Consider the following 22,475-nt stretch of genomic DNA (forward strand, 5'->3'; position numbering starts at 1 on the left):
CGTGGTTGGTGGTCAGCGGAACGCGTCGAGGCGCCAGCCTTGCGGCGTCTGCACCACGGTCGCGATGACCGTGCTCGGCGGTAGGGCTTCGGTGCGTCCGTTCGGGTAGACGACCGTTTGTTCGATGCCGATCTTGTACTGCGCCACCGTGGGATCGGCGCTCGCGGGCGCGGGCTCCCCCGAGGCGAAGGTGAACGCCTCCACGTGCGCTTTCGCCTTCGCCCAGTCGGCCCACTGCAGCGACGGTTTCGGGGTCTCTGTGGCGCCGATCGAGCTGTCCAGCATACGTATCATGCTGGGCCCCAGCCATTCTCGCGCGCGCTGCAGCGAGGATCCCGGCTGCTCGGTCGCGGGGTTCCAGGTGTAGACCTCGCGCAGGGCCACGACCGCGACCCCGTCGGGCGTGGTCGGGTCGACCGCGGCTTCGAGCAGGCGGGTGGTGGGGGTGGTCTCGGGACGCGTCGGCTCGGCGTCGCCACCACAGGCGGGCACCGCGAGCAGGACCACCACGAGCATCACCGCCCCGGTTGTGCGGATTCGTGTTCTCTCCCACCAGGTTATCGCTGGTCGCGCGCTCACAACACCCTCCTCGCCCGTGCGTCGCCGGGTACCGCCACCTCGGCGACACCGCCGCCACCGCGGTTGCTCGTCGGCGGTACCGCCTGGATCAGCTGACCGTTGCCCGCGTAGATCCCGACCTGTGTCGGCCCCTGCCGTCCGAAACCGCTGAACACCAGATCACCGGCCGCTGCCTTCGCGATCGGTACCTCCCGCCCGGCCTCCCATTGCTGTTCGGCGGTGCGCGGCAACGAGACCGCGCCCGAGGACGCGGCGAACACCGCCGCGGCCGTCAGTCCGGGCCCGTCGAAACCGCCACCGCTCGGCCCCTGCACGCCGCCACCACCCCACACGTACGGTGTGCCGAGCCAGTCGTGGGCGGCCTCGACGATCTGTTCGCCGTCACTGCCCTGCCCGGGGGTGAATCGGCCTTGCGCGCCGGGCGCCCGGTACTGCGGTTCCATCGACAAGATGTTGGTGACGTAGGGCCTGGTCTCGGAATAGTGCGCCGCATACTGATTGGGCATGCCACCGGACGCCAGCACCGCGCCCTCACCGGCGTTGTATCCGGCCAGGGTGAGTGCGGTCAGATCGCCGGAGACGCGCCCCGCGGCCAGCCACCCGGCGATCTTGTGGGCGATCGAGCACATGTAGCGGGCTTGTCCGATGATCGCGTCACCGTCGTCCCACACGCTGGCGGAACCGTTGCCGTCGGCATCGATGACGTAGGGCTGACCGTCGTCGGGATTGATACTCGCCGCCGTGCCCGGCAGGAACTGGGCCAAGCCCTGGGCACCCGCGGGCGAGGTGAGCCCGCGCCGGAATCCCGACTCCTGCTTGGCTTGGGCGGCCAGCAGTGACGACGAGATCTCCGGGCACACGGTCCCCGCGCGGCGATACCAGATCTCGAGTTCGGCGGGCACCTTCCCGTCGGCCAGTGCCCCACCGGCGCTACCGAATCCGCGCACGCAGTTCGGATCGCTCGAAAACGCCCGCGCGCCACCCACATCCGGAGTCGGTGCGCCGTCGAGCCACGGCATCGGGTCGATCTGACGGCCACCGGTGAACCGGCCACCGGGCACGATCTCGAAATGCAGGTGCGGGCCGCTGGATTCACCCGCCGAACCGACCATCCCGATCGGCTGACCCGCGGTCACCGTCTGACCGCTGCGCACCTTGACGCCCGCGTCCCACATGTGGCCGTAGACCGCGGAGTAGGCGCGGCCGTTGGTGTCGACCGAATCCACGACGATCCAGTTGCCGAAACCCGAAGCGGGACCGGCGGCGACGACGCGGCCATCCGACACCGAGTAGATCGTGGTCCCGTCGGTCGCGGCCATGTCGATGCCCTTGTGGTCGCCGCCGCGCGAACCGAACACGTCGGAGACGGTGAAGGTGCCGATCTCCAGCGGCAGCGTGCGCCGCAGCGGACCGACGCCGGCCGCCAGCACCGGCGTGGCGGTGACCGCCGGATTCGAGGTCGGTGCGGCGGCACTGGTCGCGCCCGCGCGATGGTCACCGCCGAGCTGGGGCAGGGTGGGCACCGACGATCCGTCCAGCACATCGCCGGTCTCGCAGGTCTCATCCGAGGACGGCAGCACGATCACCAGCACCAGCGCCACCAACCCGATGACCGAGCCGAACGCCGTCATCATGATCGTGCGGACGTTCACCGGCCGCCTCCCCGCGTTCCGCGCCGGGCGCCGACTTCAGCAACGCCGGTCGCGGTGGCGTTCATGTGCGGCGCCGGGACTCGTTGAGCGTGTCGGCGAGCGTGCGGTTCATCTCCGCGGCGGCGGCCAGCTGTTGTTGCAGCAGCGCCACTTTGCGGCGTAGCGCGGTGGCATCCATCCGGTCCAGGCTCGGATCCTGGGTCGCGCGAACCCAGTTGCGCACCGAATTGGCGTGCACACCGATCTGTTCGGCGACCATCCGGCACGCCTCGGATTCGCTGCGCAACTTGTCGGTCAGCGCGACCACCTGCGCGACGGCGGCATTGCGGACCTCCGGCGAGACCCGGCGATAGGACCGGTGCGGCATCATTATCCTACTCACTCCCGTTCGAGTAGTCCGGCAGCGTTGATGACGCCTGCCCTCGAGGGCCTGCGTGGTTACGCTCCGCTGCCGCCTCCGGCCCGCCGTGGGCAGGCGTACCACGTGGGTTGTCGCCGAACTCGCTGAAGCGCTGGTTCGTGTCGTGGATTCCGCTTTCTCGCTCCGACACCGTGAATTCCATGTGGAACGGGATACCGGGCCTGCGATCCTCGCCGACCTTCAGCAAGAACTTTCCGGTACCGGGCGGTGAGGGCCGCTGCTGGCCGGGCTTGAGCGCCTCACCGGTGAGTGCCTGCGGCGCCGACCAACTGGTCACCATCTCCTGCTCGGCCGAGGTGAACGGTACCGTGGAGTCGAGCCTGCTGATCTCCTCGGCGGGCAACGCGCCGAAGATCTTCGCGCGCGCGCGTTCCAAGAAGCCGATCGCCTTGGCGATCGCGGCGTCCGAGCCGAGCGCCTGCAGGTCCTTGATGGTGTGGCTGATCATGATCAGCGCGGTGGCGAGGCCACGCTGCAGGCGGGTCAGTTCGTCGACGCGGTCGACCATGAAGTCGCCGAGACCGAGCACCTGCCACAGCTCGTCCATCACCACCTGGAAGTAGCGCTGCGGCCCGAGGTCGGCGTCGGCCAGCACGTGCGCGGCCTCGACGGAGGCGAACCCGTCGGCCCAGCAGGCCAGCATGACCGCGGCCTTGAGCTTCTTGTCGCCGCTGGGGATGTGCGAGACGTCGATGCACACCGCGACGGCGCTGGTGTCGATGGGAACGCTGGTCTGGCCGTTGAAGATCGCGCCGAACGGGCCCTGGGTGAGCGCGCGCAGCGATCGGCGCAGGTTCTTGATCGCGTTCTGGTACTCATCGGCGTTGTCGGCGCCCGCGTCGAGCATCATCTCGGCGCCGCCACCGACGATCACCTCGAGCAGGTTCTCCATGATCGGCGGTTTGTCGGGGGTGAAGCCGCCGGGCTGGTAGAGGATGCGCAGCGCGGTGGCGATCAGCGTTTCCTCGAAGTCGGCGACGCGGGCGCCGCGGACCAGTTCCACCAGGCCCGCGATCAGCGTCACCTGCCTGGCCCGCAGGTCCTGCAGCACCTGACGTTGTAGTGCGGGTTTGTCTTCCAGGCGCGGCACGACCGAGCCGAGCACGCCCGCGGCGAGGGGGTTCAGCTTGCCGTGCCCGTAGCCGAGGTCGATCACCTGACCGCCGACGAGCTCGACCATCTTGCGGTAGTCGGGTTTCACGTCGGCCAGGATCAGCGGGGTGATGCCCTGGGCGATGCCGCCGAGCACGATCCGGCGCACCAGCGAGGACTTGCCGAACCCGTTGAGACCGAGCACGAAAAGGCTGGGCGCGGTGATGAAACTGCCACGCATGAACCAGTTCATCGGATCGAAGCAGACCGGGGCGCCGGTATGCAGATGCGAGCCGAGCGGGGTGCCGATCAGCGGGGCACCGGCACCGACCGACCACGGCCACAGGCCCGCGACCTGGGCGGTGGTTGCCCGATACTCCACCGGGCGGCCGACGACGTTCATCTTGCCGCCGCCCGCGCCCGAGTAACCGCGGTCGGTCAATTCGGCGGTGGTGCGGTCGAATCCGTCTTTGACGACGGCCTCGGTCCGCGCCTGCGCGTTGTTGCGACGCAGGTCGTCGGTGTGGATACGGAAGGTCGCCCAGGCCGCGCGCAGACCCGACTGCTCGCGGGCGATCATCTCGTAGCGGGCGCGGGTGGCGTCGTCGAGCAGCGAAGGGCCCGACTGCGAGCGGCGGTCCGGCTTGGTCGATTTCGCGGACCGACCCGAACCCATCGCCCGGTCGGCGGCCTCATCGGGCCGGATCGGGCGAACCGCCTTCGCGGGCCTCGGCTTGCGCTTGGTCAGCTTGGGTTCGGCCTGCTTCGGCCGCCGACGCGGATCGCTTTGGGGGCGTTGGTGTTCCAGACGTGGGCCGTGGTCCTCGTCGCGCAGCCCCCGTTCGGCCCGCGCCCTGGCGGCCCGCTCGGCATCGGGATGCGGACGCCGGGTGCGCCGCTCCCCCGCACCTTCGCGGCCTGCTGCTCGCGATCCGTCACCGCGACCGCGCGTCTCGTCACCACGGGAGCGAAGACGACCGTCCTCGTCCTCCCGCGGTCGGCGCGGTTCCTCGCCGCGCGGTCGCGTCGGGCGGCCTCGGTCGGCACGCGGTTCCTCACGCGACCTGCGCTCGCCCTGCGGACGTTCTTCGGTCGTGCGTGATCCCCGCGCCGAGCGCTCGCGCTCGTCGCGTTCGATGCGCTCGTCGAGGCCGAGCACGTCCTCGCTCACGCGCGGCGCGCTCCCCGCGGGCCGTGGCTCGCGTTCGCCGCGAATGCGCGGCGGCCGGTGGACCGGGCGCAACGCGACGTCGTCGCGATCGCGCACCGGGGGTTCGTAGTCGCGTCCCATGATCGCCTCACCCCGCCAATGCCTTCGGAATGGTTGCGTGTTCGGGCAGGATCACGCCGCAACCGAGAGAGGCCGCGAACGCGGCGGACTGGTAGCGGTAGCAGCGCCGGATCTTGAGCCGGGCCTGCGTGGAGAGGTCACGGGTGATGGCCTCGATCCGGGGCAGGTCACCGCGCAGCGGTTCGGTGATGGTGACCAGCGCGCCGAAGCGGGTGACGCCGTGTCCGCGTGCCTGCTCCTCGCGAGCCTGCTGGGTGGCGCCGACTCGCAGCGTCGCCGCCGCCGAGACCACACCGCGTTCGCTCTGCTGCGCGACGAGCGCGTTCTTGAAGTCGTCGTCCACGATCTCCGCGGCATCGGCGGCCGAATGCGGCCGGTAGACGATCGCGATGCGTTTGCGTGGCACTTCGGGATTGGGCGCGAGCAGTCGCTGCAGCACCCGCTCGTCCACCGCGCCCTCGGGCGCCGCGTCCATCTCCCAGGTCACCGAGCGGCCGCCGTCGTGGATCAGGTGATCCCACTTCTCGTCGTAGGACACCGGACCCGCGTCGTCCCAGCCGAGGCCGTGCCCACCGGGATCGGCCGCGGCCACCTCGAGATCGGCCTGTGAAGCCGGGTCGTAGCTGCGGCGGATGAAGGAGATGACCTCCTCCGCCGCCATCGGCTGCGCCCGCACGCCCGCCTCGGCCAGCGCCGCGCAGATACCGGGCAGCCTGCGCCCGATCTCCACCGCTTCCTCGGCCGGGTTCTTGCGCCGCTCTGCGGTGGTCGCCTTGAACGTGATCGCCACCCGCGGCAGCAATTGCACACGCTCCTGCGGCAATTCGGTGGCCAGCTCGTACATCACCTGCTGGGCCAGATCGGGAGCTTCGGGGCGGGTGATCGTGGAAACCTCGTTGAGCAACCGGTTTCCGGTCTCGGGCACCGTGTCGATCACCGGCACCACCGCGACGATATCGCTGGTCTGGCCGACCGAGGCGAGGAAGGTGCCCCAGGCCGCGACCCAGCGATCGATCACCGGCTGGTCCACCGCCTCGTGCCCCTGCGGCCAGGCCCGCAACACCACCGTGTACTGCGCGAACGCGGGCAGATGGATCATCCCGAAGTGATAGCCACCGGCGTCGATGCCCTCGTAGAGCTTCGACGGAGCGAGCAGCCCTGGCAATTTCGTGACACCGCCGGGGATCCGGGAGAACCGGCCGCCTCGGTACACGTGCTCGCCGTTGTTGCGCGAGCGCCTCCAGTTGAACATCATCAGTCCCGTCTCATAGCCCGAGCGGCCCCCCGTCCGCCACACCAAGGGCACCATCACCAGCGCGCCGAGCCCGCCGACGATGAAACCCCATTTGAATCCACCGACCATCGCGCAGACCAGTGCCGTGATCACCACGACGAAACCGATCACGGTCTCTTCCCAGCGCAGGCCGAAAAGGCCGGCACTGCGGGGTTTCTGCCACAGCCCGTACGAGCGGCGCTGATAGGTGTCGGTCGCCGAGGTGGTCATCGCGGAATCGTGCTCCTGCCGAGGTCGGGTGAACGATTCGCCCAGCGGTCACCGGCGACGTCGCCCATCGATTGGTCCGCGCGGCCGGTGGTGTTGGCCGCGGTCCGCGCGGCGGCGACATTGCGCGCACCCGCGGGCACCGCGCCGGAACTGGTCGTCGCGGGTGCGGGAGCACCCCCGCGCGGTGGTGGCATCGGTCGCGGCGCACCGCCGCCCCCGCCACCACCGCCGCCCCCGCCGGGCCCACCCGGCCGCGGACCCGCACCGCCACTGCCGAAGTAGCCCGCCGAGCCGGGCGCCGCCACCGGCCGGGAGGCGACGGCCTTGGTACCGATCGCACCGAGTCCCATCGCGGCGACCGCCGTACCACCGGCCACCATCAGACCCGAACCGCCGGTGCCGACCGTGGCGACCGCGGGCGCCACCAGGCGCATCAGCGCGGGCAGCACGAACGCCACGCTGCACAGCAGCACCAGCGCCACCAGCATCCGCTGCGCGTCCTCACCGCTGGGCAACCCGCCGGACTCGGTGGTCTCGTCGACGTGGCCCGCGGTGGTGAACGCGATCATGTACACGATCGCGGCCACCGGTTTGAACAGCATGAACGCGATGATCCAGCCGACCAGCTTCTGATACGACTGCTTGCCGGTTCCGGTCGCCGAGGCTGCCGCGGCCAGCGGCAGCACGCCCGCGGCGACCACCAGCAAGCCCTGCCGAACGATGGCGAGCACGATCTGGGCGAGCGCGCCGAGCAGGCCGACGATGGCGATGATCAGCACCAGACCTGGCGAAAAGGCCTGCAACTTACTGGTTTTCACCATCAACTCGGCCATGTTCTTGGCATTGCCGCCGGTGGCGTCTTCGATGATCCACTCGGAGAACTTGTCCGAGGCTCGCGTGCCCGCGACGATCACCGCGCCGAGCATCCACGAACTGAACACCACTCTGGCGAACAGACGGAACGATTCGGCGGCCTCGCTCACGGCCGCCCCGCGTCTGGCCTCGGCCAATCGCCCGCCGGTAATGATCACCGAGGCGATCAACAGCAATATCTGGATCTGATAGGTGTAGTCGTTGATCTTGGTGAACAGTGCCCCCGAGTCGCTCACCGCCTCGTTGGGCACCTTCATCCAGAAGGTCAACGCCAGGATCAGTGCCTCGCCGAGGCCCTTCATCAGCGAGTCGACCACCTTGCCGAAGGTGGAATCCCACGCCTTGTCCTTGACGGCGGTGGCCGCTTCGCCGGGATGGGAGGCGGCATTGCCCGCCTTACACACCGCCGATGCCGCGTCGCCGAGCGAGACTCCGGGGATCGCGACGCTGTCGAGGGTGTCGTGCAATTCGTTGCACGCCTCGTCGAAGCCGTAGGTCTGGCCGTAGGCCACCGTCGGCGTCGCGATCATCACGGTGAAGATCACCGCGAAAATGGTGACGATCCGCCTCAGCATAGTTGGCACCCCTCGATGGTCCGCGCGGAATCGATCCGGGCTGTGCTGTACCTCGATCACCATGTCGTCCACCCCGCCAGCGATTCCACGTATTCGGTCTGGGTATTTGCTGTCGTCGACGGTTTGAGCCGCCAGTCACCGGCGTCCCACACCACGATCATCCGCATGGCGGCGTATAACTGCTTGCCGTCGATCACCGGGCCGCGCGAGGCCAGCCGCACGATCGCCAGATCCTCGGCGAAGTCGTCGATCTTGAACGCGTCGGAGGCCACGAAGTACCTGGTCACCTTCTCCGGCTGCTGTTTCGGCAGCCGTTGGCCCGAGAGCGCGGAGTCGTAGGCGGCCAATTGCGCTGTACTGACCCGCAATTGCGTCACATACAGGTCGCGATCGGCCGGGCGGGCGTTGAGCCGGTAGGTGATCTGCGCGGCAGCCAGGGCGGCGCCCTGCGGTGTTCGCGCGTACCCGACGGCGAGTCCGTCTTCGATCCGCGACGGCCCGTCGGAGGTGGAGAACGGCACCGACGCGCCGTAGACACGCTGCCAGCCATGCGGTTTCTTGGTGCCTTCCGGCGCGCCGGTCAGCCAATCCGGGTCCGCGGCGGTACGTTGCGTACCCGGTTGCTGGGCCAGCGGCTGGCCCGCCGGGTTGTTCGGAACGTCCACCCGCCTGCCGAGCAGGTCGACCTCGGGCTCGGCGAATCCCGTTCCGCCCGCGGCCTGGGCGGGCGGTGGCGCGAAGTCGGCCTCGCCGTCTCCGTCGCGAGTGAAGTACACGACGGCACCGACGACCATGATCAGGGCGAGCAAGGCACCGGAGGCGATCATGCCGAAGGACGCGCGGTCGCGCGTGCCCGGCTCCTTCTCGCTCACTGCGGTGCCTCCAATGTCACGATGTCTTGCGGTAATTCGTCGATCGGGTCGACCGGTCGGTCGACCGAGCGCGGATCGGGTAACTGCAGTCGCCAGTCTCCGCCGTACCAGCTGACCGTGGTGTGGTTCACCGCCCGTGACCGGTCGGAGTATTCGGTGTAGACGTCGACTGTCGTTCGCTCGTCACGATATTCGGTAATTTTGTAACCCAACAATTTCGGCGCGTACTCCGCCGTGGCGGGTCCGGTGATCGACAGCTGTACTCGGTTGATCGCCCACTCGTCACGCGCCGGTCCAGGGACGAGTTCGGCGTTCACCACCTGGGCCCACTGACTGTCCGGTGCCACCGACAACCGGATGGTGTGGGTCAGTGCCGCCAGCCCGGCCCCGCGCGGGGAATGCTCGAAACCCGTCGCGGCGCCCTGGCTCACCGTTTTCGGGCCCTGGTCGGTGTGCGGCATGGGGATGCCCTGGTAGTCCTGCCAGCCGATCCCCGTGGGGGCGGCTGTCAGGTCGGGGCCGGTATCGCCACCGCCACCGCAGCCGACGGCTGCCGCGAGCAATGCGATACCGACCGCGACCGGTCGTGTCACTGTGGAATTCATGCCGGCAGGAAGGCCAGCGCGATCGCGGACGCGGTACTGGCGACCGAGGCACCGATCAGGCTCATCAGGACGCCGTGTGAGGCATCGTTCACCGCCAGGTCGCTGCGGAACGCAATCCACAGTCGACCCGCCGACAGGATCATCCAGGCCAGGCACGACAGCAGGACGAACCAGAGCAGCCAGTTGAGCAACTGCATCATCGGCGCCAACACGTCGGCCGGTATCTGTTTGTAGGCGAGCACGGTGATCACTAACCGATGACCGCACTCATGATCGTGCCGGCGCTGGTCGCGACGACGCCACCGATCATGGCGCCCGCCACCATCTTCGGCGACTCGAGACCGCCACCGGTCCAGCGCTCCCACGCGAACTTGCCGCCCGCGTAGGTGATGCCGCAGATGCCCGACAGCAGTACGAACCAGGTGAGGTAGCGCACCAGCTGCAGGATCTTCTCCGAGCCGGGGGGAGCTTCCGGAGTCGGATTACCGACCTGGGCCAGCACGGTGCCGTACGTGTCCTGCACGGCGAGGAGGATCATGCTCATCGGGTGCCTTTCTCCCACAGTAAAGGTGTTGTGCCACAAACACTTCGACGACGACACACGTTTGTACACCACCGACCGGCAACCCGCCCGGCGTTCATGATCGACCCTCGCCCGGCGCGGCCGCGCCGAGACTCGTCCGGATCGCGGCGACCACATCGGTACCGAGGTCACCGATTTCGACCGGCACGTCGTCGAGCGGATCGGGGCGGCGTTTCTTGACCGCCACCTCGTCGCCCGGCGACCACACCGGAAGCGCGTCGGACTCCACCAGAGTCCATTCCTCGAACCACGGCACCTGCCAGACGTGCCCGGCCAGCGAGCCGACCACCTCCCGGTAGCGCCGGATCTCCGGTGCCATCCGGCCGGGGCGCGCGGCGACGGTGATCATGCCGAGTACCAGTGCCGGGCCCGCGAGCCCGGCGTGGTGCTGGCGCAGCAGATCGTGCGCGCGGGTGAGTCCGGAGATGGTTTCCCTGGCGACCAGGACGACGTAGGGAGACTCACGGTCGAAAACACCGGGCCAGCGCCCGCGCGCGTCGGCGGCGGGTGCGAGCACATGCGACAGCGTGGTCGCGCCCGCGCCACCGTGCACCCCGAGCAACCACAGCAGCGGCGCCCGGCCGACCCCGGGCACCGGACGCTCCCAGATCTTGGCGCGCAGCGATTCTGGCGGCGCGACTACACCGGCGGGGGCGTCCGGTTCACGACGACGACGAAGATTCATGGCTGCCGTCATGATGCCACCCCGGCGAGCAAGCTCGCATACGCCGAACGCGTCGCCTCGGCGAGCTCGGCGTGGCGAACGAGTTCCCCGCGCGCGAGATGCGGATCGTAGGGGATCTCGACAACCTCGCGCACCCAGCCGGACAGGTGCTCGCGCAAATGCTCCGCTACGCGCGAGTCGTCGTGCGAATACTGGTGCGAGACAACGATGGTGGTGTCGGCGACCACACCGGCGCCGTCGTCGCCGTAGTGGTCGTCGAGCCATTCCAGGGTCACCCGCAACCGGTTGGCGGCGTCGACGCGGGCCGGAATGGCGAGCACAAGTGCGATATCGGCGTCGTCGAGCAGGGGTCGCAGTTGCCGTCCGGCAATCGGGTTGCCGCCGTCGTATACCGCCGTGTACCCACCGGTGTCCAGTGCTCGCGCGACAGTGAGAAATGTCGCGCGGCGGCGCAGCGGGGTCGCATCGCGCCAGAGCAGTCCGAAACCGGAGGTGGAGCGCGAAAGGCACTCCTCGAGCGGTGCCGGTTCGTCGTCGCCGCGGCCGTATACCCACGACTGCAGGTTCACCGGGTGCAGGTGTTTGTCGGCGCCGCGCAAGGCGATATCGCTGCCCGCCGCGGTCGCGTCGACCGCCACTGTCGCGCCCGCGGTGACCAGCTCCGCGGCCAGGCCGAGCGCCGTCGTTGTCGTGCCCGCACCACCGCAGCCGCCGACCACCAGGATCGGCCTGCGGGTGCCGTCGCGGCGCTCACCGTTGCGGCGCCGCAGCCGCACCACCGGAGCCGGATCACGCGCCAGGTCATCGGACGGGTCCCCTTCGGGGGCCTCGTCGAGCCATCGGCTCCAGTCGTCTGTCATCGCCTCTCCTTACCCTGCCGCGATGCCCGTGATGAGCGTGCGATCGCCGACCAGCGCTGTCCGCACCGATTGCTTGGTGTAGGTGGCCGGTGCGCCCGCCGGCCGGAACTCGGTGACCTCCACCGTGAACCGGTCGGCCGCGACTGTGGTGATCCGCACGCAGTGGGTGGTCCCCACCGGGATGGTGTCGATACCGCGCTGGATCACGGCGGCCGGCGAGACATCGGCGTCGGGAGTGACCACCGCTCTGGCCTGCTCCCCCGATCGGGTCACGTAGTAGGCGTACTGGAAGGCGAGGACGGCGTCGGGGCCCGAGCCGGTGCCGCCCGATTCGGCGCTGCGCAGCACGATCTCGGTGCGTTCGGTCGGGCACGAGCCCGCGGTGTCGGCGGTGAGGTTGCCCGCGGTGAAGTGCAGTGGCGGGGCGGCGTCGCGGGCGGTGTCGCTGTCGCCGCGGCCGAAGAGCAGGAAGAACACACCGGTCGCGGCGAGGACGAGCACGAGGACCGAGACCGCGAGGACCACCCAGGTGCGCTGCCGTTTCCGGTTCGCGCGCAGGGCGCCGGAGGGTTCGAGCACCCTGGCGTTGTCGTAGTCGTCGGCGGCGGCCTCGGGCCAGGGGAATTGGACGAGTTCGGCGTCGTAGTCGTCGTCGGGTCCGGGTGCGTGGTCGGCGACCCAGTCCGACCAGCCGCCGGTGAAGTCGCTGCGACGTCCGGCCAGTTGTGCGGGGGGTGGTGGTACCGGCTCGGGTTCGGGCAGGTAGGGCCGCTTCTCGTACTCGGCCGCGGCGACGTCGACGGATTCAGCTGTCGTGTCATCGAACTCGGCGGCCCGGTGGTCGCCGGTGGTGTTCGGCTGATCGTCGAGGGCGAGACTGAACGGTTCCGGCCGACGCTCCTCCACCGTGGTCTGCTCCGGTGCCGGCTCGGCGGCCGGGACGGACTCCGCACCCGTCGAATATCGGTCGATGCTGTCGTCGTCGCCTGCCACCGGTTCGGTGGTGTCCGGGCGCGCGGGGGTGCCCGCATCGGTCTCGGGCTCCAGCGCCGAGTACCAGCGCGAAAATTCGTTGTACGACTTCAACATTCCCCCCTTTCCACGGCGCCGGGCACAGTTCGCATCGAAGACCTCTCGGTGATCAGTTCACAGAGAACGGACGGGTGATGGGTGCGGTGGTTACGGGTGTCGCGGCAGGCGGAGTCGTCGCGCCGCCGGATGAGGCGCCATCGGCTCCTGTCCCGAATGGAAATTGTCCCCCACCGGAGGGTTTGGGTGTCGTAGACGCGCCGGTCGGGCTCTGGAATATTCCCAAACCACGCGAGTCGGACCCGCCGACCGGTACCGCCCCCTTCCCGGAAACGCCTGCCGCGTCGCGGGCGAGAGCGGCGAACCACGCGCCGACATACTGCGTCGGTGTCGCGCCGTTCGCGCCGACACCCATGCGCGAGTACGCGTCGTGGCGCTGCAACGTGTTCCAGTAGCGCACCCAGGTGGTGACATCGAGGAGTTCGGAGTTGTCGGTGACGTTCTGCTTGACCGCGGTGAACGCCTCGTTGACCAGTCGCACCCCGGTGGTCGGCGGCACGAGTTGTGGGACCGCGCCGACCAGTTTCGTCCCGAGCAGCGTCAGCCCGGCCAGTGGATTCGACAGTGTGGCCGTGGCCAATTCGCTGATGCTCGCCGGGCTGATCACCGACTTCACCACGGTGGCGACGGCGTTGAGACCGATCATGCCCACCTTCAGCAGTGCTCGATACGCGGCGTTCACATCGAGCTTGCTGCTCGGGTCCGAGGCGTCGGACAGCCGCTGCGAGATCGACTTCTTCGGCGAGATCGACACATCACCCACCGTGGCGCCGGAGAGGTCCTCCTCGACCACCGCGGTGGCGGTTTTGATGGAGGTGAACGCCAGCGCCTGCGCGATCGAGGTCAACGAGCCGATCGGGTCGCCGCCGGACAGTTTCGACTGGCTCATGAGGTTGGTGACGGCCCGCACGATCGGCGCGCCCTGCGGCGCGTCACACGCGAGATCGCCGGTGGCACAAAAGCTTGCGACGCGACCGGTGAGCTTGCCGAAGTTGTCGGCCTGGTCGCTCTGCGGGGCGAGTCCACCACCGGACGCGATGCCCTGCCGCACCGCACCGATGGCGCTCAGCGCCTCGCCGGAGGTTCCCGGTGCGGGCAGCGGCGACGACCGGTCGGGCGCGCCGGGGAACAGTGGCGCGTTCGCGGCGCGGGTCGGGTCGGCGAACAGGGCGACCGCGGCGACCTTGTCCGCGGACAATGCCCCGGTGCCCGCACCGACCTCCTGGGCGAACAGCGAGGCGACGTGAGCGCCTTGGGAATACCCGACTACCGCGATCCGGGTGTCCGGGCAACGCTGCGTCACCTGGGTCGCCATCGAGCGCAGTCGCTGCAAGCCCCCGGCGACCGATTCCGTGTACGGCACCGCCCCACCCTGTACCGCACCGCCGAAACCCGCCTCGTAGGGCACGTATGCCCGATCGACGAGTCCCGCGTCGGCCGCACCGGCCAGCATCGGGCGGAACACCGTCGACAGCATCCCGGTGTCGGTGCTCGGCGCCGCGTCGGGCGATGACTCGCCCGTGCCCTGGATTCCCAAGGCGTACAGCGCCGGACACGCGGCGATAGATACCTGTGTAGACGGCGTGGTGGGTGTACCGTCTTCCGCGCCGGCCACCCCCGCCGTAACCGACAGCGAAGCGACGGTGAACGCGATCAGCGTCACCGTGAGTCGTGTCGTGCACCGAGCCATATCGATCCGCATCACAGTCCGTTTCGGCTGACCAGTGGAGCGTTGAAACGCACTAAACCGTAACAGATTCCGGGTAACCCAAACGCTGCCCTAAACGGCCCTTTCACTGCCCCCGGCAAACCCGCTGCGGACAGCAACCTTTCGGCGACCCACCGCACAGACAGCGGCCCGGGCACCCTCGCGAGGCGAGAGTGCCCGGGCCGTGGTCGAGGTCAGGCGGCGGAGGTCACCCGGTACACGTCGTAGACACCTTCGACGTTGCGCACCACATTGAGCAGATGGCCCAGGTGCTTGGGGTCGCCCATCTCGAAGGTGAACTTGCTGATCGCGACCCGGTCGCCGTGGGTGGCCACCGAGGCGGACAGGATGTTGACCTTCTCGTCGGCCAGCACCTTGGTCACATCCGAGAGCAATCGGGTGCGGTCGAGTGCCTCGATCTGGATGGCGACCAGGAACACCGACGAGGGCGACGGCGCCCATTCGACCGCGATGATCCGCTCCGCCTGCTCCTGCAACGAATCGGCGTTGGTGCAGTCGGTCCGGTGCACGCTCACCGCGCCACCGCGGGTGACGAAGCCCATGATCTCGTCGCCGGGCACCGGTGTGCAGCACTTGGCCAGCTTCGCGACTGTTCCCGGCGCACCGGGAATGAGCACACCGGCATCACCGGTGACGCGCTGCCGGGCCGGCGTGGTCGACGGTGTCGACCGCTCGGCCAGCTCGTTCTCGACATCGCCGATGCCACCGAGCTGGGCCATGAGCCGCTGCACCACGTGGTGTGCCGACACCTGGTGCTCGCCGACGGCGGTGTAGAGCGTGGAGATGTCGCTGTAGTGCAGCTCGTGCGCGACCGCGGTCATCGCCTCGACGCTCATCAACCGCTGCAGCGGCAGCCCGACGCGGCGTACCTCCTTGGAGATCTGCTCCTTGCCGCTCTCGAGCGCTTCCTCGCGACGTTCCTTGGCAAACCACTGGCGAATCTTGGCTTTCGCGCGCGGGGAGACCACGAACTTCTGCCAGTCCCGGCTGGGTCCGGCGTTCTGCGCCTTGGAGGTGAACACCTCGACGACTTCGCCGTTCTCCAGCTGCCGTTCCAGCGCCACGAGCCGCCCGTTCACCCGCGCGCCGATGCACTTGTGCCCGACCTCGGTGTGCACGGCGTAGGCGAAGTCGACCGGGGTCGACTTCTGCGGCAGCGTGATCACGTCACCCTTGGGCGTGAACACGAAGATCTCCGGCGACTTCAGGTCGAAGCGCAGCGATTCCAGGAATTCCGCGGGGTCGGCGGCCTCTCGCTGCCAGTCGAGCAGCTGACGCATCCACGCCATGTCGTCGACTTCGGCGGCGTCACCGGAGTGCTTGCCCTTGGTCTCCTTGTACCGCCAGTGCGCGGCGATGCCGAACTCGGCGGTGCGGTGCATGTCCTGGGTACGGATCTGCACTTCCAGCGGCTTGCCGTCGGGGCCGACCACGGTGGTGTGCAGCGACTGGTAGACGCCGTAGCGCGGCTGCGCGATGTAGTCCTTGAACCGGCCTGCCATCGGCTGCCACAGCGAGTGCACGACACCGACCGCGGCGTAGCAGTCGCGGACTTCCTCGCACAGAATGCGCATGCCGACCAGGTCATGGATGTCGTCGAAGTCTTTGCCCTTGACGATCATCTTCTGATAGATCGACCAGTAGTGCTTGGGCCTGCCTTCGACGATCGCGTTGATCCGCGACGCGGCCAGGGTGTTGGTGATCTCGGCGCGCACCTTCGCCAGGTACGTGTCGCGCGAGGGTGCGCGGTCGGCGACCAGGCGCACGATCTCGTCATATTTCTTGGGGTGCAGGATCGCGAAGGCGAGGTCCTCTAGCTCCCATTTGACGGTGGCCATACCGAGGCGATGCGCCAGTGGCGCGATCACCTCCAGGGTTTCCTTGGCCTTCTTGGCCTGCTTCTCCGGCGGCAGGAAGCGCATGGTGCGCATGTTGTGCAACCGGTCGGCGACCTTGATCACCAGCACGCGCGGATCGCGCGCCATGGCGATGATCATCTTGCGGATGGTCTCGGCTTCGGCGGCCGCGCCCAGGTTGACCTTGTCGAGTTTGGTGACGCCGTCGACGAGGTGGGCCACTTCCTGGCCGAACTCTTCCTTGAGCTGCTCGAGCGAGTAGCCGGTGTCCTCGACGGTGTCGTGCAGCAGGGCCGCGACCAGCGTGGTCGTGTCCATGCCGAGTTCGGCGAGGATGTTGGCGACCGCGAGGGGGTGCGTGATGTACGGATCGCCGGACTTACGGAACTGCTTGGCGTGGCGTTCGTCGGCGACGTCGAAGGCGCGCTGGAGCAAGCCGAGATTGGCCTTCGGGTACAGCTCGCGGTGAACGGTGGCCAGCGGTTCGAGGACCGGCTTGACCGCCGCGATCCCCCGTTGACCGGTCATCCGCCGCGCCAGCCGCGCACGGACCCGCCGTGAGGCCGAGCTCGGCACCGAGGCTGTCGGGGACTGCTTGACGGGTTCGGGGGTCTTCACCGGGGCACCTTCGCTTGGCGTGGCTCCGGTGGATTCCTGCCCAACCTTCGCCTCGCCGAGTTGTCGAGTCATGCCACCACCTCTCACGCTGCATTCGGACCTGTCGGCCGAGTGCTGCAACCGCCCGGGGCCTCAACTTTAGTCCCCGTACCGACCTGGTGTTCGAGTCACCAGGGTCACAGGCCTGCGGCTAATCCGCCTCTCCGCGGTTTCTGCCGATCGTTCACGGGCAGCGTAGTGAGTTTCCGGGCCTGCGGATAGGTGTTCGGGAGTGCGTTGGGGGGAGGAACCTGTCAGCGCTCGTCGTCTGGGGTGGGGCGGGTGCGGAGCGTGCGGCCGTCGAGACGGCCGGGCGGGGCGGCGAGGAGGTCGAGGACGGTGGGGGTGAGGTCTACCAGGGTGTGGGCGCTGGTGATGGTGCCCGGGGTGAAGTCGGGCCCGCGGGCGATGACGAAGTTGGCGGTTTCGGCGGGGGTCTGGCCGCCGTGGCCGCCGGTCGGGAGGTGGCCGTGATCGGTGGTGACCAGGACGGTCCACTGTTCCCGCGGATGGGCGTGCGCGCGCCGGTCGACCGCCGCGACGATCCCGCCGACCAGCGCGTCCACCCGGCGGATCGCGGCCAGGTAGGCGCGCGAGGCCCCGCCGTGCTGGTGGCCGGCCAGGTCGATCTGGTCGAGGTGGGTGAAGACCAGATCGGGACCGGAACGCTCGATCGAGGACACCACTTCGGTCGCGGTAGCGGCATCGGTGGCCGACTCGTCGGGATCGCCTGCGACCGGCGCGGTGGTGAGGGCGAGGTCGGCGCGCCGGTCACCGGTGGCGGCGATCGTCGCGATCTGGTGCCAGGTGCCGATGGACACGGTGTGCCGGGCGGGGTCTGCCCGTTCGATCCGGGTGAACACACTCGGGTGCGCCAGGAACGGACTCGCGTCGAATTCGTTGTCGGTGATCCCGTGCTCGGTGTCCCACACCCCGGTCAGCACGCTCGCCCAGGACGGCCCGGAAATCGTGATGTGCCCCGCGATGTTCCCCTGCGAGAGCAGCCCCTGCGCGGCGAGGTGCCGCAACCGCGGTGCGTGCGCCGCGTCGGCCTTGTCGAACATCAGCCCGTCGATCCCGATGACGACGACCTTGTTCACCACCTCGCCGACCCCGCGTCGAGGCGCCCCGAACGCGGCCGCCGCATCGACCGTCGCCCCCACATCGTCGAACGCCGCCACCGACCCCGCCGCCGACCCGACCAGCGGAATCGTCACCAACGCGGTGACCAGCGCAGCGAGCACTTTCGCCGGAGCCGACATCTCGCGCATGCCCTCACGATGAGGGATTCGTGCCGTTGCGGCGAGACCGCCGCGACGGTGTTCATCGACGTTTCATCGGCTTCGCACATATCGGATGCCTCGCTGAACAACCCGCGAACCACAGCTCCGGTCCGCGAATCACCGTTGACATCGGCAGCGGGGTGTGGCCATCTTGGCAGGTGGGGAACACAGCACCGGTCCGCATCGCCGCCACCGCCGACCTGCACATGCGCCCGGCTGTCGCGGGCAAGTTCCGATCCGGCTTCCTCCGCCTCGGCACGCACGCCGAAATGCTGCTGCTGGCAGGTGATCTCACCGACGGCGGCACCGCGGCCGAGGCCGAACTCCTCTGCGCCGAACTCGCGGACCTGCCGGTTCCCGTCATCGCGGTCCTCGGCAATCACGACCACGACGCCGGGCACGCCGATCTCATCACCGACATGCTCACCGATATCGGAGTCGAAGTCCTCGACGGTAATTCGACGATCCGCACCGTCCGCGGCCACCACATCGGCATCGCCGGGGTCATGGGCGGTTCCGGCGGATTCCCCACGCACCCCGGCGACCCCGACTCCGGGACCGACGAACACCGCGCCCTCATGCGCCGTGGCCCCGTCGACGCCCACCGCCTGCACCGCGCCCTCACCGCCCTCGACACCCCCACCCGCATCGCCCTCACCCACTTCTCCCCCACCACCGAGACCCTCACCGGCGAACCACCCGCGATCTACCCCGGTCTCGGCTGCCGAGCCCTTGGCGATGCCATCGACGCCGCCCCCGCGACTCTCGCCCTGCACGGGCACGCCCACGCGGGCACCGAGTACGGCCGAACCCCCGGAAACGTTGTCGTCCACAATGTTTCGTACCCGGTCCTGCGCCGCACCTATGCCCTCTACGACCTCGAGACCACCGCTGCGCACTGAGCCCGCACCGGCGAACGGCTCAGCCCTGGTCGGCGTCGAACGCCCACACCACCGCGGGCCGCCCGGTGGCCTTCACCCGGCGACGTTCGCCGGTCCGGCCGAGTCCGGGGATCGCGGCGAGCGTGCGGTTGAGGTTGGCCGGGTCGGGACGAGTGCCGTGCAGCGACGTACTGAGATCGACCGCGCGAGTTGCGGGAAACTCTGTGCCCGCCAAGGCGCGGGTGAGCGTCGCGTCCTTCCAGAGGAGTCCGGCCAGCAGGGCACGGCTGGTGTCGACGATGCGGTTGTGGTCGAACGCCAGCGGCGGGACCTCGTCGAAACCCACCCACTCGGCGGGCCCATCGTGTTCGGCGACCACCGCCCACATCGCGATGGCCAGCGTCGGGCCGCGCGGGTCGCGATGCGGCTCGTCGAACGTGACGAGCTGGCCGACGGCGCCGATCGCCGCGGCAGGCACCCCGAGTTTGGTGTGTACGGCGCGTCGGGCGGCATCGACGAGGCGTTCGCCGCGGCCGAGCAGCACGCCGGGTAGCGCGAGTTCACCGGTGAACGGCTCGAACTCGCGGGGGGCGATGCCGAGGCGAACGCCGCTGTCGGCGTCCCAGCACCGCAATGTCACCACATCGATCGACACAACGGATTGCTCCACGTCACCCCATCCTGCCTCGAGCGGCCCTGCTCCGGGCGCCTTGCGTTGTCACCGGCCGATACCGCGGTTCACGGTACGGATGCCCCGATTCTTCCCTGCCCACCGACATCACAGGGCCGCCCCCTCCGGTCGGCGCGCGGAGCCGCGACAGCGCGGTCGCGCCGGTCCGGACCGTGGCCGGTCAGGACCACGGGTACCCGCAACCGCTCGGCCAGCCACGCTGCCGGGTCGTCGTCGATCGGCGCGAGAATCGGTGTCGCGTCCAGCAGTTGGCGGGTGAGCCGCTGCTGGTGATCGAGATCACGCCACCGGCCGGGGACGAGTTCGGTCAGCCTGCCCGCGGGTGTGTCGTATGCCTGTGCCGCGCAGAGAGTTCCGGGCGCGTCGAGGTGGTTGACGACCAAACCGTCGATCCCGCCGCACACGTCGACGGCGTAGCGCAGCAGGATCGGATCGAGGTGTCCCTGCCGGAACGCACCCTGGTAGTGCCCCGTACCGTTGTGCGGTTCGGGAATTCCGAGTGGCGCTTCGGTCGGCAGCGGACCGGCGCCGTGCCGGGTCATATAGGTGCGGGTGACGCCGAGAACCGCGGCGGTTCCGCCGATTTCGCGAATCATGGCGCGCGCGTTGCGCGGCTCGACCGTCGACCAGGTGGTGTGCGGGTGCAGGCCACGCCACTCGTCGAGCAGCACCCCCTGCGCACCCTCGAACACCAATCGCCCAGCGCGCGCGGACCGGGCGAGTTCCGCCGGACCGGTGATGCGGACGGCTCGCGCGAAATCGCGGTACATCGCCACCAGGGCGTCGATCGATTCGTACCCGTGCGCGCTGGGCCCGACGAGGCTGTCGTAGTGGGCGGCAAGCCGATCCAGTTTGGCGCGCAGCACGGTCGGCGCCCGGCAGTCGGCAACGGTCGGCGCGTCGTGTTCCAGTGCGTACCAAGCTGTTTCGCCGATGCCACGACCGCAGGAACCGTGCCGCGAGGAACCCCTCGCGTCCTCGCGCGCACGATTCGCGGCGATGTGGATCGGTGTGGTCAGCAGGGCGCGTCCGTCGACAGCGAGCAGGCCGAGCGGGTCGCGAACGCCGAGCGCTGCCAGCTGTTCGGATTCGGCGGCGAGCGCGATCGGCTCGACCAGCATGTGCCGCGACAACAGGGTCGACACCCCGGCGAAGGTCCCCGATCCGAACTGCGCGAAGGTGTGGTGGCGACCGTCGGCCACGACGTTGTGCGCGGCCTGCGCACCGCCGTTGAACCGCACGACGGACGCCACCCCGAGGTCCGCCTCGGGTGAGCACAACCAGTCGACCGTCGCACCCTTGCCCGCGTCACCGAATCCCAGATCGACGACGACGAGGTGATCCGCACCGAACATCATCGCCCCGGCGGCAGCGCGCGCATGGTCCGTCCCGGCTTCGAGCCCAGCGCCCGTCCGACCGCGTCGGCCTCGTCAGCCGACCCGACATCACGCAGATCGGCCAGCCCGGTATCGAGATCGACCCGGTCCTCGCCCAATCCGATGGTCAGCGCGATCAATTCGCAGACCGCGCCGGGATCGTCGAGTTTCAGGAAGTTCTGCCCGAGCAGCTCCCGCCAGTGCTCGGCGATCTCCGGATCCCGGTAGTACGAGGACTGATTCGGCCTACAGAACCACTAACCACATCCCCGAGAGGCCGTCTCCATGACCACCACTACGCACTCCCTCGCCCCCACCAGTCTGGCCGCGTCGGTCGTAGTCCTACGGGACCCCGACATCGCGATCAAGCAGCGCGATTGGAGCGACGGGTCCTCCTCGCTCGAGCTGCGCCACCACTCCGTCACGATCGACACCTACGAGGGCCGCCCCGTCTACTGGATCGCGGGCCTCTCGCCCCAGCATGCTGTCACCGGACCGGACGGCGCACGCAAGGAACTGCCCTCCGTCCACTACGCCGCGGCCGCCGAGCTCGTCGCCGTCGTCGAGAAGTGGGCCGACCGGTGACCGCCCCGAGTGCGACGGAGCTCACCGACGACTGGCGCTCAATGCGCGACAGGAACGACGGCAGAGTCCCGAACATCGCATCCTTTCTCCCGTTCGACGCCGACCACCTCGCGACCATCATCGGCGACATCCTCGACCGGGACGACCTGTCCATGCGCCGGGACCTTGAGCGCCTCCAGCAACACCTCCGGGTACGTGGCGTCACTGGAATCACAGTCCTGGAGCGGCTCCACGCCGACTACCCCAAGATGTCGTGGGGCTCGTCCGGTGATTCGATCTTCGGCTGGTGCGACGACTACTCCACGCGAGACGAAACGTTCGCGCATGTCTGCCAGGGGCTCGGCCTGGCGGTCGACGAGGATTCTCTACACCCTAAGGCCGCGGGCACCGTCGAAGGCATCGATGTGTGGGTGCGTCGATGACCGCCCCCACCGAGGTCGCAACCCTCACCCCGCAGGCGCTCGCCGCCGCGACGATCGCCCTGTGCCGACCCGGCACCATCCGCCGGCGCAGCACCAATGAGGCGACCGGCACGGTCAGCCTGTGGCTAGCGTGCGGCCGGTTCGTCCGGATCAACCGGCGCAGCTGGGCCGCCGGAGGTGGGCTGTGGTGGATGCTCGGTGCAGCGGAGGGCGACCTCCCGGCCGATCGCTTCGAGAGTGTGCAGACGATGGTCGATGTCTGCGAGTCCGCGGCAGGGGCCTAGCCGCTGCCAGCGTGCGCGCACGAGTGCCAG

23 protein-coding genes are annotated in these 22,475 nt (G+C 69.1%); 4 read left to right on the forward strand and 19 right to left on the reverse strand.

From position 1 onward, the window contains the following. Positions 1–12: 12 nt before the first annotated feature. The 16 genes from ACFWPK_RS04065 to ACFWPK_RS04140 all read right to left on the reverse strand — a co-directional run bounded on the left by ACFWPK_RS04065 (position 13) and on the right by ACFWPK_RS04140 (position 18,194). Positions 13–579 (reverse strand): hypothetical protein, encoded by a 567-nt coding sequence (locus tag ACFWPK_RS04065; RefSeq protein ID WP_378913062.1) that lies wholly within the window; start codon positions 577–579, stop codon positions 13–15. After that, positions 576–2,231: a peptidoglycan DD-metalloendopeptidase family protein gene (locus tag ACFWPK_RS04070; protein WP_378913063.1), complete on the reverse strand. Its 1,656-nt coding sequence runs from the start codon at positions 2,229–2,231 to the stop codon at positions 576–578. Before ACFWPK_RS04070 ends, ACFWPK_RS04065 begins: the two co-directional genes overlap by 4 nt. Before the next feature lie 61 nt (positions 2,232–2,292). Further along, positions 2,293–2,598 carry a transposase gene (locus ACFWPK_RS04075; protein WP_378872795.1) on the reverse strand — a complete coding sequence of 102 codons (306 nt, stop codon included), beginning with the start codon at positions 2,596–2,598 and terminating at the stop codon, positions 2,293–2,295. A 7-nt stretch (positions 2,599–2,605) separates the two neighbouring features. Next, positions 2,606–5,035, reverse strand: a complete 2,430-nt coding sequence (locus tag ACFWPK_RS04080) for a hypothetical protein (protein WP_378913064.1) — start codon at positions 5,033–5,035, stop codon at positions 2,606–2,608. A 7-nt stretch (positions 5,036–5,042) separates the two neighbouring features. Then, complete coding sequence (locus ACFWPK_RS04085; RefSeq protein ID WP_378913065.1) at positions 5,043–6,539, reverse strand: SCO6880 family protein; 1,497 nt, start codon at positions 6,537–6,539, stop codon at positions 5,043–5,045. Next, positions 6,536–7,987: a hypothetical protein gene (locus ACFWPK_RS04090; RefSeq protein ID WP_378913066.1), complete on the reverse strand. Its 1,452-nt coding sequence runs from the start codon at positions 7,985–7,987 to the stop codon at positions 6,536–6,538. The genes ACFWPK_RS04085 and ACFWPK_RS04090 overlap by 4 nt, the downstream gene beginning before the upstream one ends. Positions 7,988–8,043: 56 nt before the next feature. Then, positions 8,044–8,859 (reverse strand): hypothetical protein, encoded by an 816-nt coding sequence (locus ACFWPK_RS04095; protein ID WP_378913067.1) that lies wholly within the window; start codon positions 8,857–8,859, stop codon positions 8,044–8,046. Beyond that, positions 8,856–9,464 carry a hypothetical protein gene (locus ACFWPK_RS04100; protein WP_378913068.1) on the reverse strand — a complete coding sequence of 203 codons (609 nt, stop codon included), beginning with the start codon at positions 9,462–9,464 and terminating at the stop codon, positions 8,856–8,858. The genes ACFWPK_RS04095 and ACFWPK_RS04100 overlap by 4 nt, the downstream gene beginning before the upstream one ends. After that, positions 9,461–9,715, reverse strand: a complete 255-nt coding sequence (locus ACFWPK_RS04105; RefSeq protein ID WP_056810720.1) for a hypothetical protein — start codon at positions 9,713–9,715, stop codon at positions 9,461–9,463. Before ACFWPK_RS04105 ends, ACFWPK_RS04100 begins: the two co-directional genes overlap by 4 nt. Beyond that, positions 9,715–10,008, reverse strand: coding sequence for a hypothetical protein (locus ACFWPK_RS04110; protein WP_378913069.1), 294 nt, complete (start codon positions 10,006–10,008; stop codon positions 9,715–9,717). The genes ACFWPK_RS04105 and ACFWPK_RS04110 overlap by 1 nt, the downstream gene beginning before the upstream one ends. 94 nt (positions 10,009–10,102) lie before the next feature. Then, on the reverse strand, positions 10,103–10,744 hold the full coding sequence (locus ACFWPK_RS04115; RefSeq protein WP_378913070.1) for a hypothetical protein: 642 nt from the start codon (positions 10,742–10,744) through the stop codon (positions 10,103–10,105). Continuing rightward, positions 10,741–11,592, reverse strand: coding sequence for a MinD/ParA family protein (locus ACFWPK_RS04120; protein ID WP_378913071.1), 852 nt, complete (start codon positions 11,590–11,592; stop codon positions 10,741–10,743). The genes ACFWPK_RS04115 and ACFWPK_RS04120 overlap by 4 nt, the downstream gene beginning before the upstream one ends. Positions 11,593–11,601: 9 nt before the next feature. Further along, entirely contained in the window at positions 11,602–12,678 is a 1,077-nt protein-coding gene (locus ACFWPK_RS04125; protein WP_378913072.1) for a hypothetical protein, read from the reverse strand. Positions 12,679–12,733: 55 nt separating this feature from the next. After that, entirely contained in the window at positions 12,734–14,344 is a 1,611-nt protein-coding gene (locus ACFWPK_RS04130; RefSeq protein ID WP_378913073.1) for a cutinase family protein, read from the reverse strand. A 239-nt stretch (positions 14,345–14,583) separates the two neighbouring features. Next, positions 14,584–16,956, reverse strand: coding sequence for a RelA/SpoT family protein (locus ACFWPK_RS04135; RefSeq protein WP_378913074.1), 2,373 nt, complete (start codon positions 16,954–16,956; stop codon positions 14,584–14,586). A gap of 221 nt (positions 16,957–17,177) precedes the next feature. Beyond that, positions 17,178–18,194 (reverse strand): alkaline phosphatase family protein, encoded by a 1,017-nt coding sequence (locus tag ACFWPK_RS04140; protein WP_378913075.1) that lies wholly within the window; start codon positions 18,192–18,194, stop codon positions 17,178–17,180. 170 nt (positions 18,195–18,364) lie between these two features. Here ACFWPK_RS04140 and ACFWPK_RS04145 point away from each other — a divergent pair, with 170 nt between their 5' ends. Then, positions 18,365–19,108 carry a metallophosphoesterase gene (locus ACFWPK_RS04145; protein ID WP_378913076.1) on the forward strand — a complete coding sequence of 248 codons (744 nt, stop codon included), beginning with the start codon at positions 18,365–18,367 and terminating at the stop codon, positions 19,106–19,108. Between the two features lie 19 nt (positions 19,109–19,127). Here ACFWPK_RS04145 and ACFWPK_RS04150 read toward each other — a convergent pair whose 3' ends face one another. The 3 genes from ACFWPK_RS04150 to ACFWPK_RS04160 form a co-directional block, all read right to left on the reverse strand. Beyond that, positions 19,128–19,757, reverse strand: coding sequence for an NUDIX hydrolase (locus ACFWPK_RS04150; RefSeq protein WP_378913077.1), 630 nt, complete (start codon positions 19,755–19,757; stop codon positions 19,128–19,130). A gap of 68 nt (positions 19,758–19,825) precedes the next feature. Continuing rightward, the gene (locus ACFWPK_RS04155; RefSeq protein WP_378913157.1) at positions 19,826–21,133 is read right to left on the reverse strand and encodes an adenylosuccinate synthetase; all 1,308 of its coding nucleotides are present in this window, start codon (positions 21,131–21,133) and stop codon (positions 19,826–19,828) included. After that, positions 21,133–21,294: a hypothetical protein gene (locus ACFWPK_RS04160; RefSeq protein ID WP_378913078.1), complete on the reverse strand. Its 162-nt coding sequence runs from the start codon at positions 21,292–21,294 to the stop codon at positions 21,133–21,135. The genes ACFWPK_RS04155 and ACFWPK_RS04160 overlap by 1 nt, the downstream gene beginning before the upstream one ends. Before the next feature lie 145 nt (positions 21,295–21,439). Here ACFWPK_RS04160 and ACFWPK_RS04165 point away from each other — a divergent pair, with 145 nt between their 5' ends. Genes ACFWPK_RS04165 through ACFWPK_RS04175 form a run of 3 tightly spaced genes read left to right on the forward strand, consistent with a single transcriptional unit; the run spans position 21,440 to position 22,445 of the window. Continuing rightward, complete coding sequence (locus tag ACFWPK_RS04165) at positions 21,440–21,739, forward strand: hypothetical protein (protein WP_378913079.1); 300 nt, start codon at positions 21,440–21,442, stop codon at positions 21,737–21,739. Then, positions 21,736–22,161, forward strand: coding sequence for a hypothetical protein (locus ACFWPK_RS04170; protein ID WP_378913080.1), 426 nt, complete (start codon positions 21,736–21,738; stop codon positions 22,159–22,161). The genes ACFWPK_RS04165 and ACFWPK_RS04170 overlap by 4 nt, the downstream gene beginning before the upstream one ends. Beyond that, positions 22,158–22,445 (forward strand): hypothetical protein, encoded by a 288-nt coding sequence (locus tag ACFWPK_RS04175; protein ID WP_378913081.1) that lies wholly within the window; start codon positions 22,158–22,160, stop codon positions 22,443–22,445. Before ACFWPK_RS04170 ends, ACFWPK_RS04175 begins: the two co-directional genes overlap by 4 nt. The last annotated feature ends 30 nt before the right edge of the window (positions 22,446–22,475 follow it).

It is taken from the genome of Nocardia sp. NPDC058519 (genome assembly GCF_042719755.1).
Classification (GTDB): domain Bacteria; phylum Actinomycetota; class Actinomycetes; order Mycobacteriales; family Mycobacteriaceae; genus Nocardia.

Bases quoted from the DNA above. Each gene is read 5' to 3' on its own strand.
- ACFWPK_RS04110 (WP_378913069.1), bottom strand. From the start codon at position 10,008: ATGAGCATGATCCTCCTCGCCGTGCAGGACACGTACGGCACCGTGCTG.
- ACFWPK_RS04075 (WP_378872795.1), bottom strand. From the start codon at position 2,598: ATGCCGCACCGGTCCTATCGCCGGGTCTCGCCGGAGGTCCGCAATGCC.
- ACFWPK_RS04120 (WP_378913071.1), bottom strand. From the start codon at position 11,592: ATGACAGACGACTGGAGCCGATGGCTCGACGAGGCCCCCGAAGGGGAC.
- ACFWPK_RS04140 (WP_378913075.1), bottom strand. From the start codon at position 18,194: ATGCGCGAGATGTCGGCTCCGGCGAAAGTGCTCGCTGCGCTGGTCACC.
- ACFWPK_RS04155 (WP_378913157.1), bottom strand. From the start codon at position 21,133: ATGTTCGGTGCGGATCACCTCGTCGTCGTCGATCTGGGATTCGGTGAC.
- ACFWPK_RS04100 (WP_378913068.1), bottom strand. From the start codon at position 9,464: ATGAATTCCACAGTGACACGACCGGTCGCGGTCGGTATCGCATTGCTC.
- ACFWPK_RS04115 (WP_378913070.1), bottom strand. From the start codon at position 10,744: ATGACGGCAGCCATGAATCTTCGTCGTCGTCGTGAACCGGACGCCCCC.
- ACFWPK_RS04085 (WP_378913065.1), bottom strand. From the start codon at position 6,539: ATGACCACCTCGGCGACCGACACCTATCAGCGCCGCTCGTACGGGCTG.
- ACFWPK_RS04165 (WP_378913079.1), top strand. From the start codon at position 21,440: ATGACCACCACTACGCACTCCCTCGCCCCCACCAGTCTGGCCGCGTCG.
- ACFWPK_RS04080 (WP_378913064.1), bottom strand. From the start codon at position 5,035: ATGGGACGCGACTACGAACCCCCGGTGCGCGATCGCGACGACGTCGCG.
- ACFWPK_RS04175 (WP_378913081.1), top strand. From the start codon at position 22,158: ATGACCGCCCCCACCGAGGTCGCAACCCTCACCCCGCAGGCGCTCGCC.
- ACFWPK_RS04135 (WP_378913074.1), bottom strand. From the start codon at position 16,956: ATGACTCGACAACTCGGCGAGGCGAAGGTTGGGCAGGAATCCACCGGA.
- ACFWPK_RS04090 (WP_378913066.1), bottom strand. From the start codon at position 7,987: ATGCTGAGGCGGATCGTCACCATTTTCGCGGTGATCTTCACCGTGATG.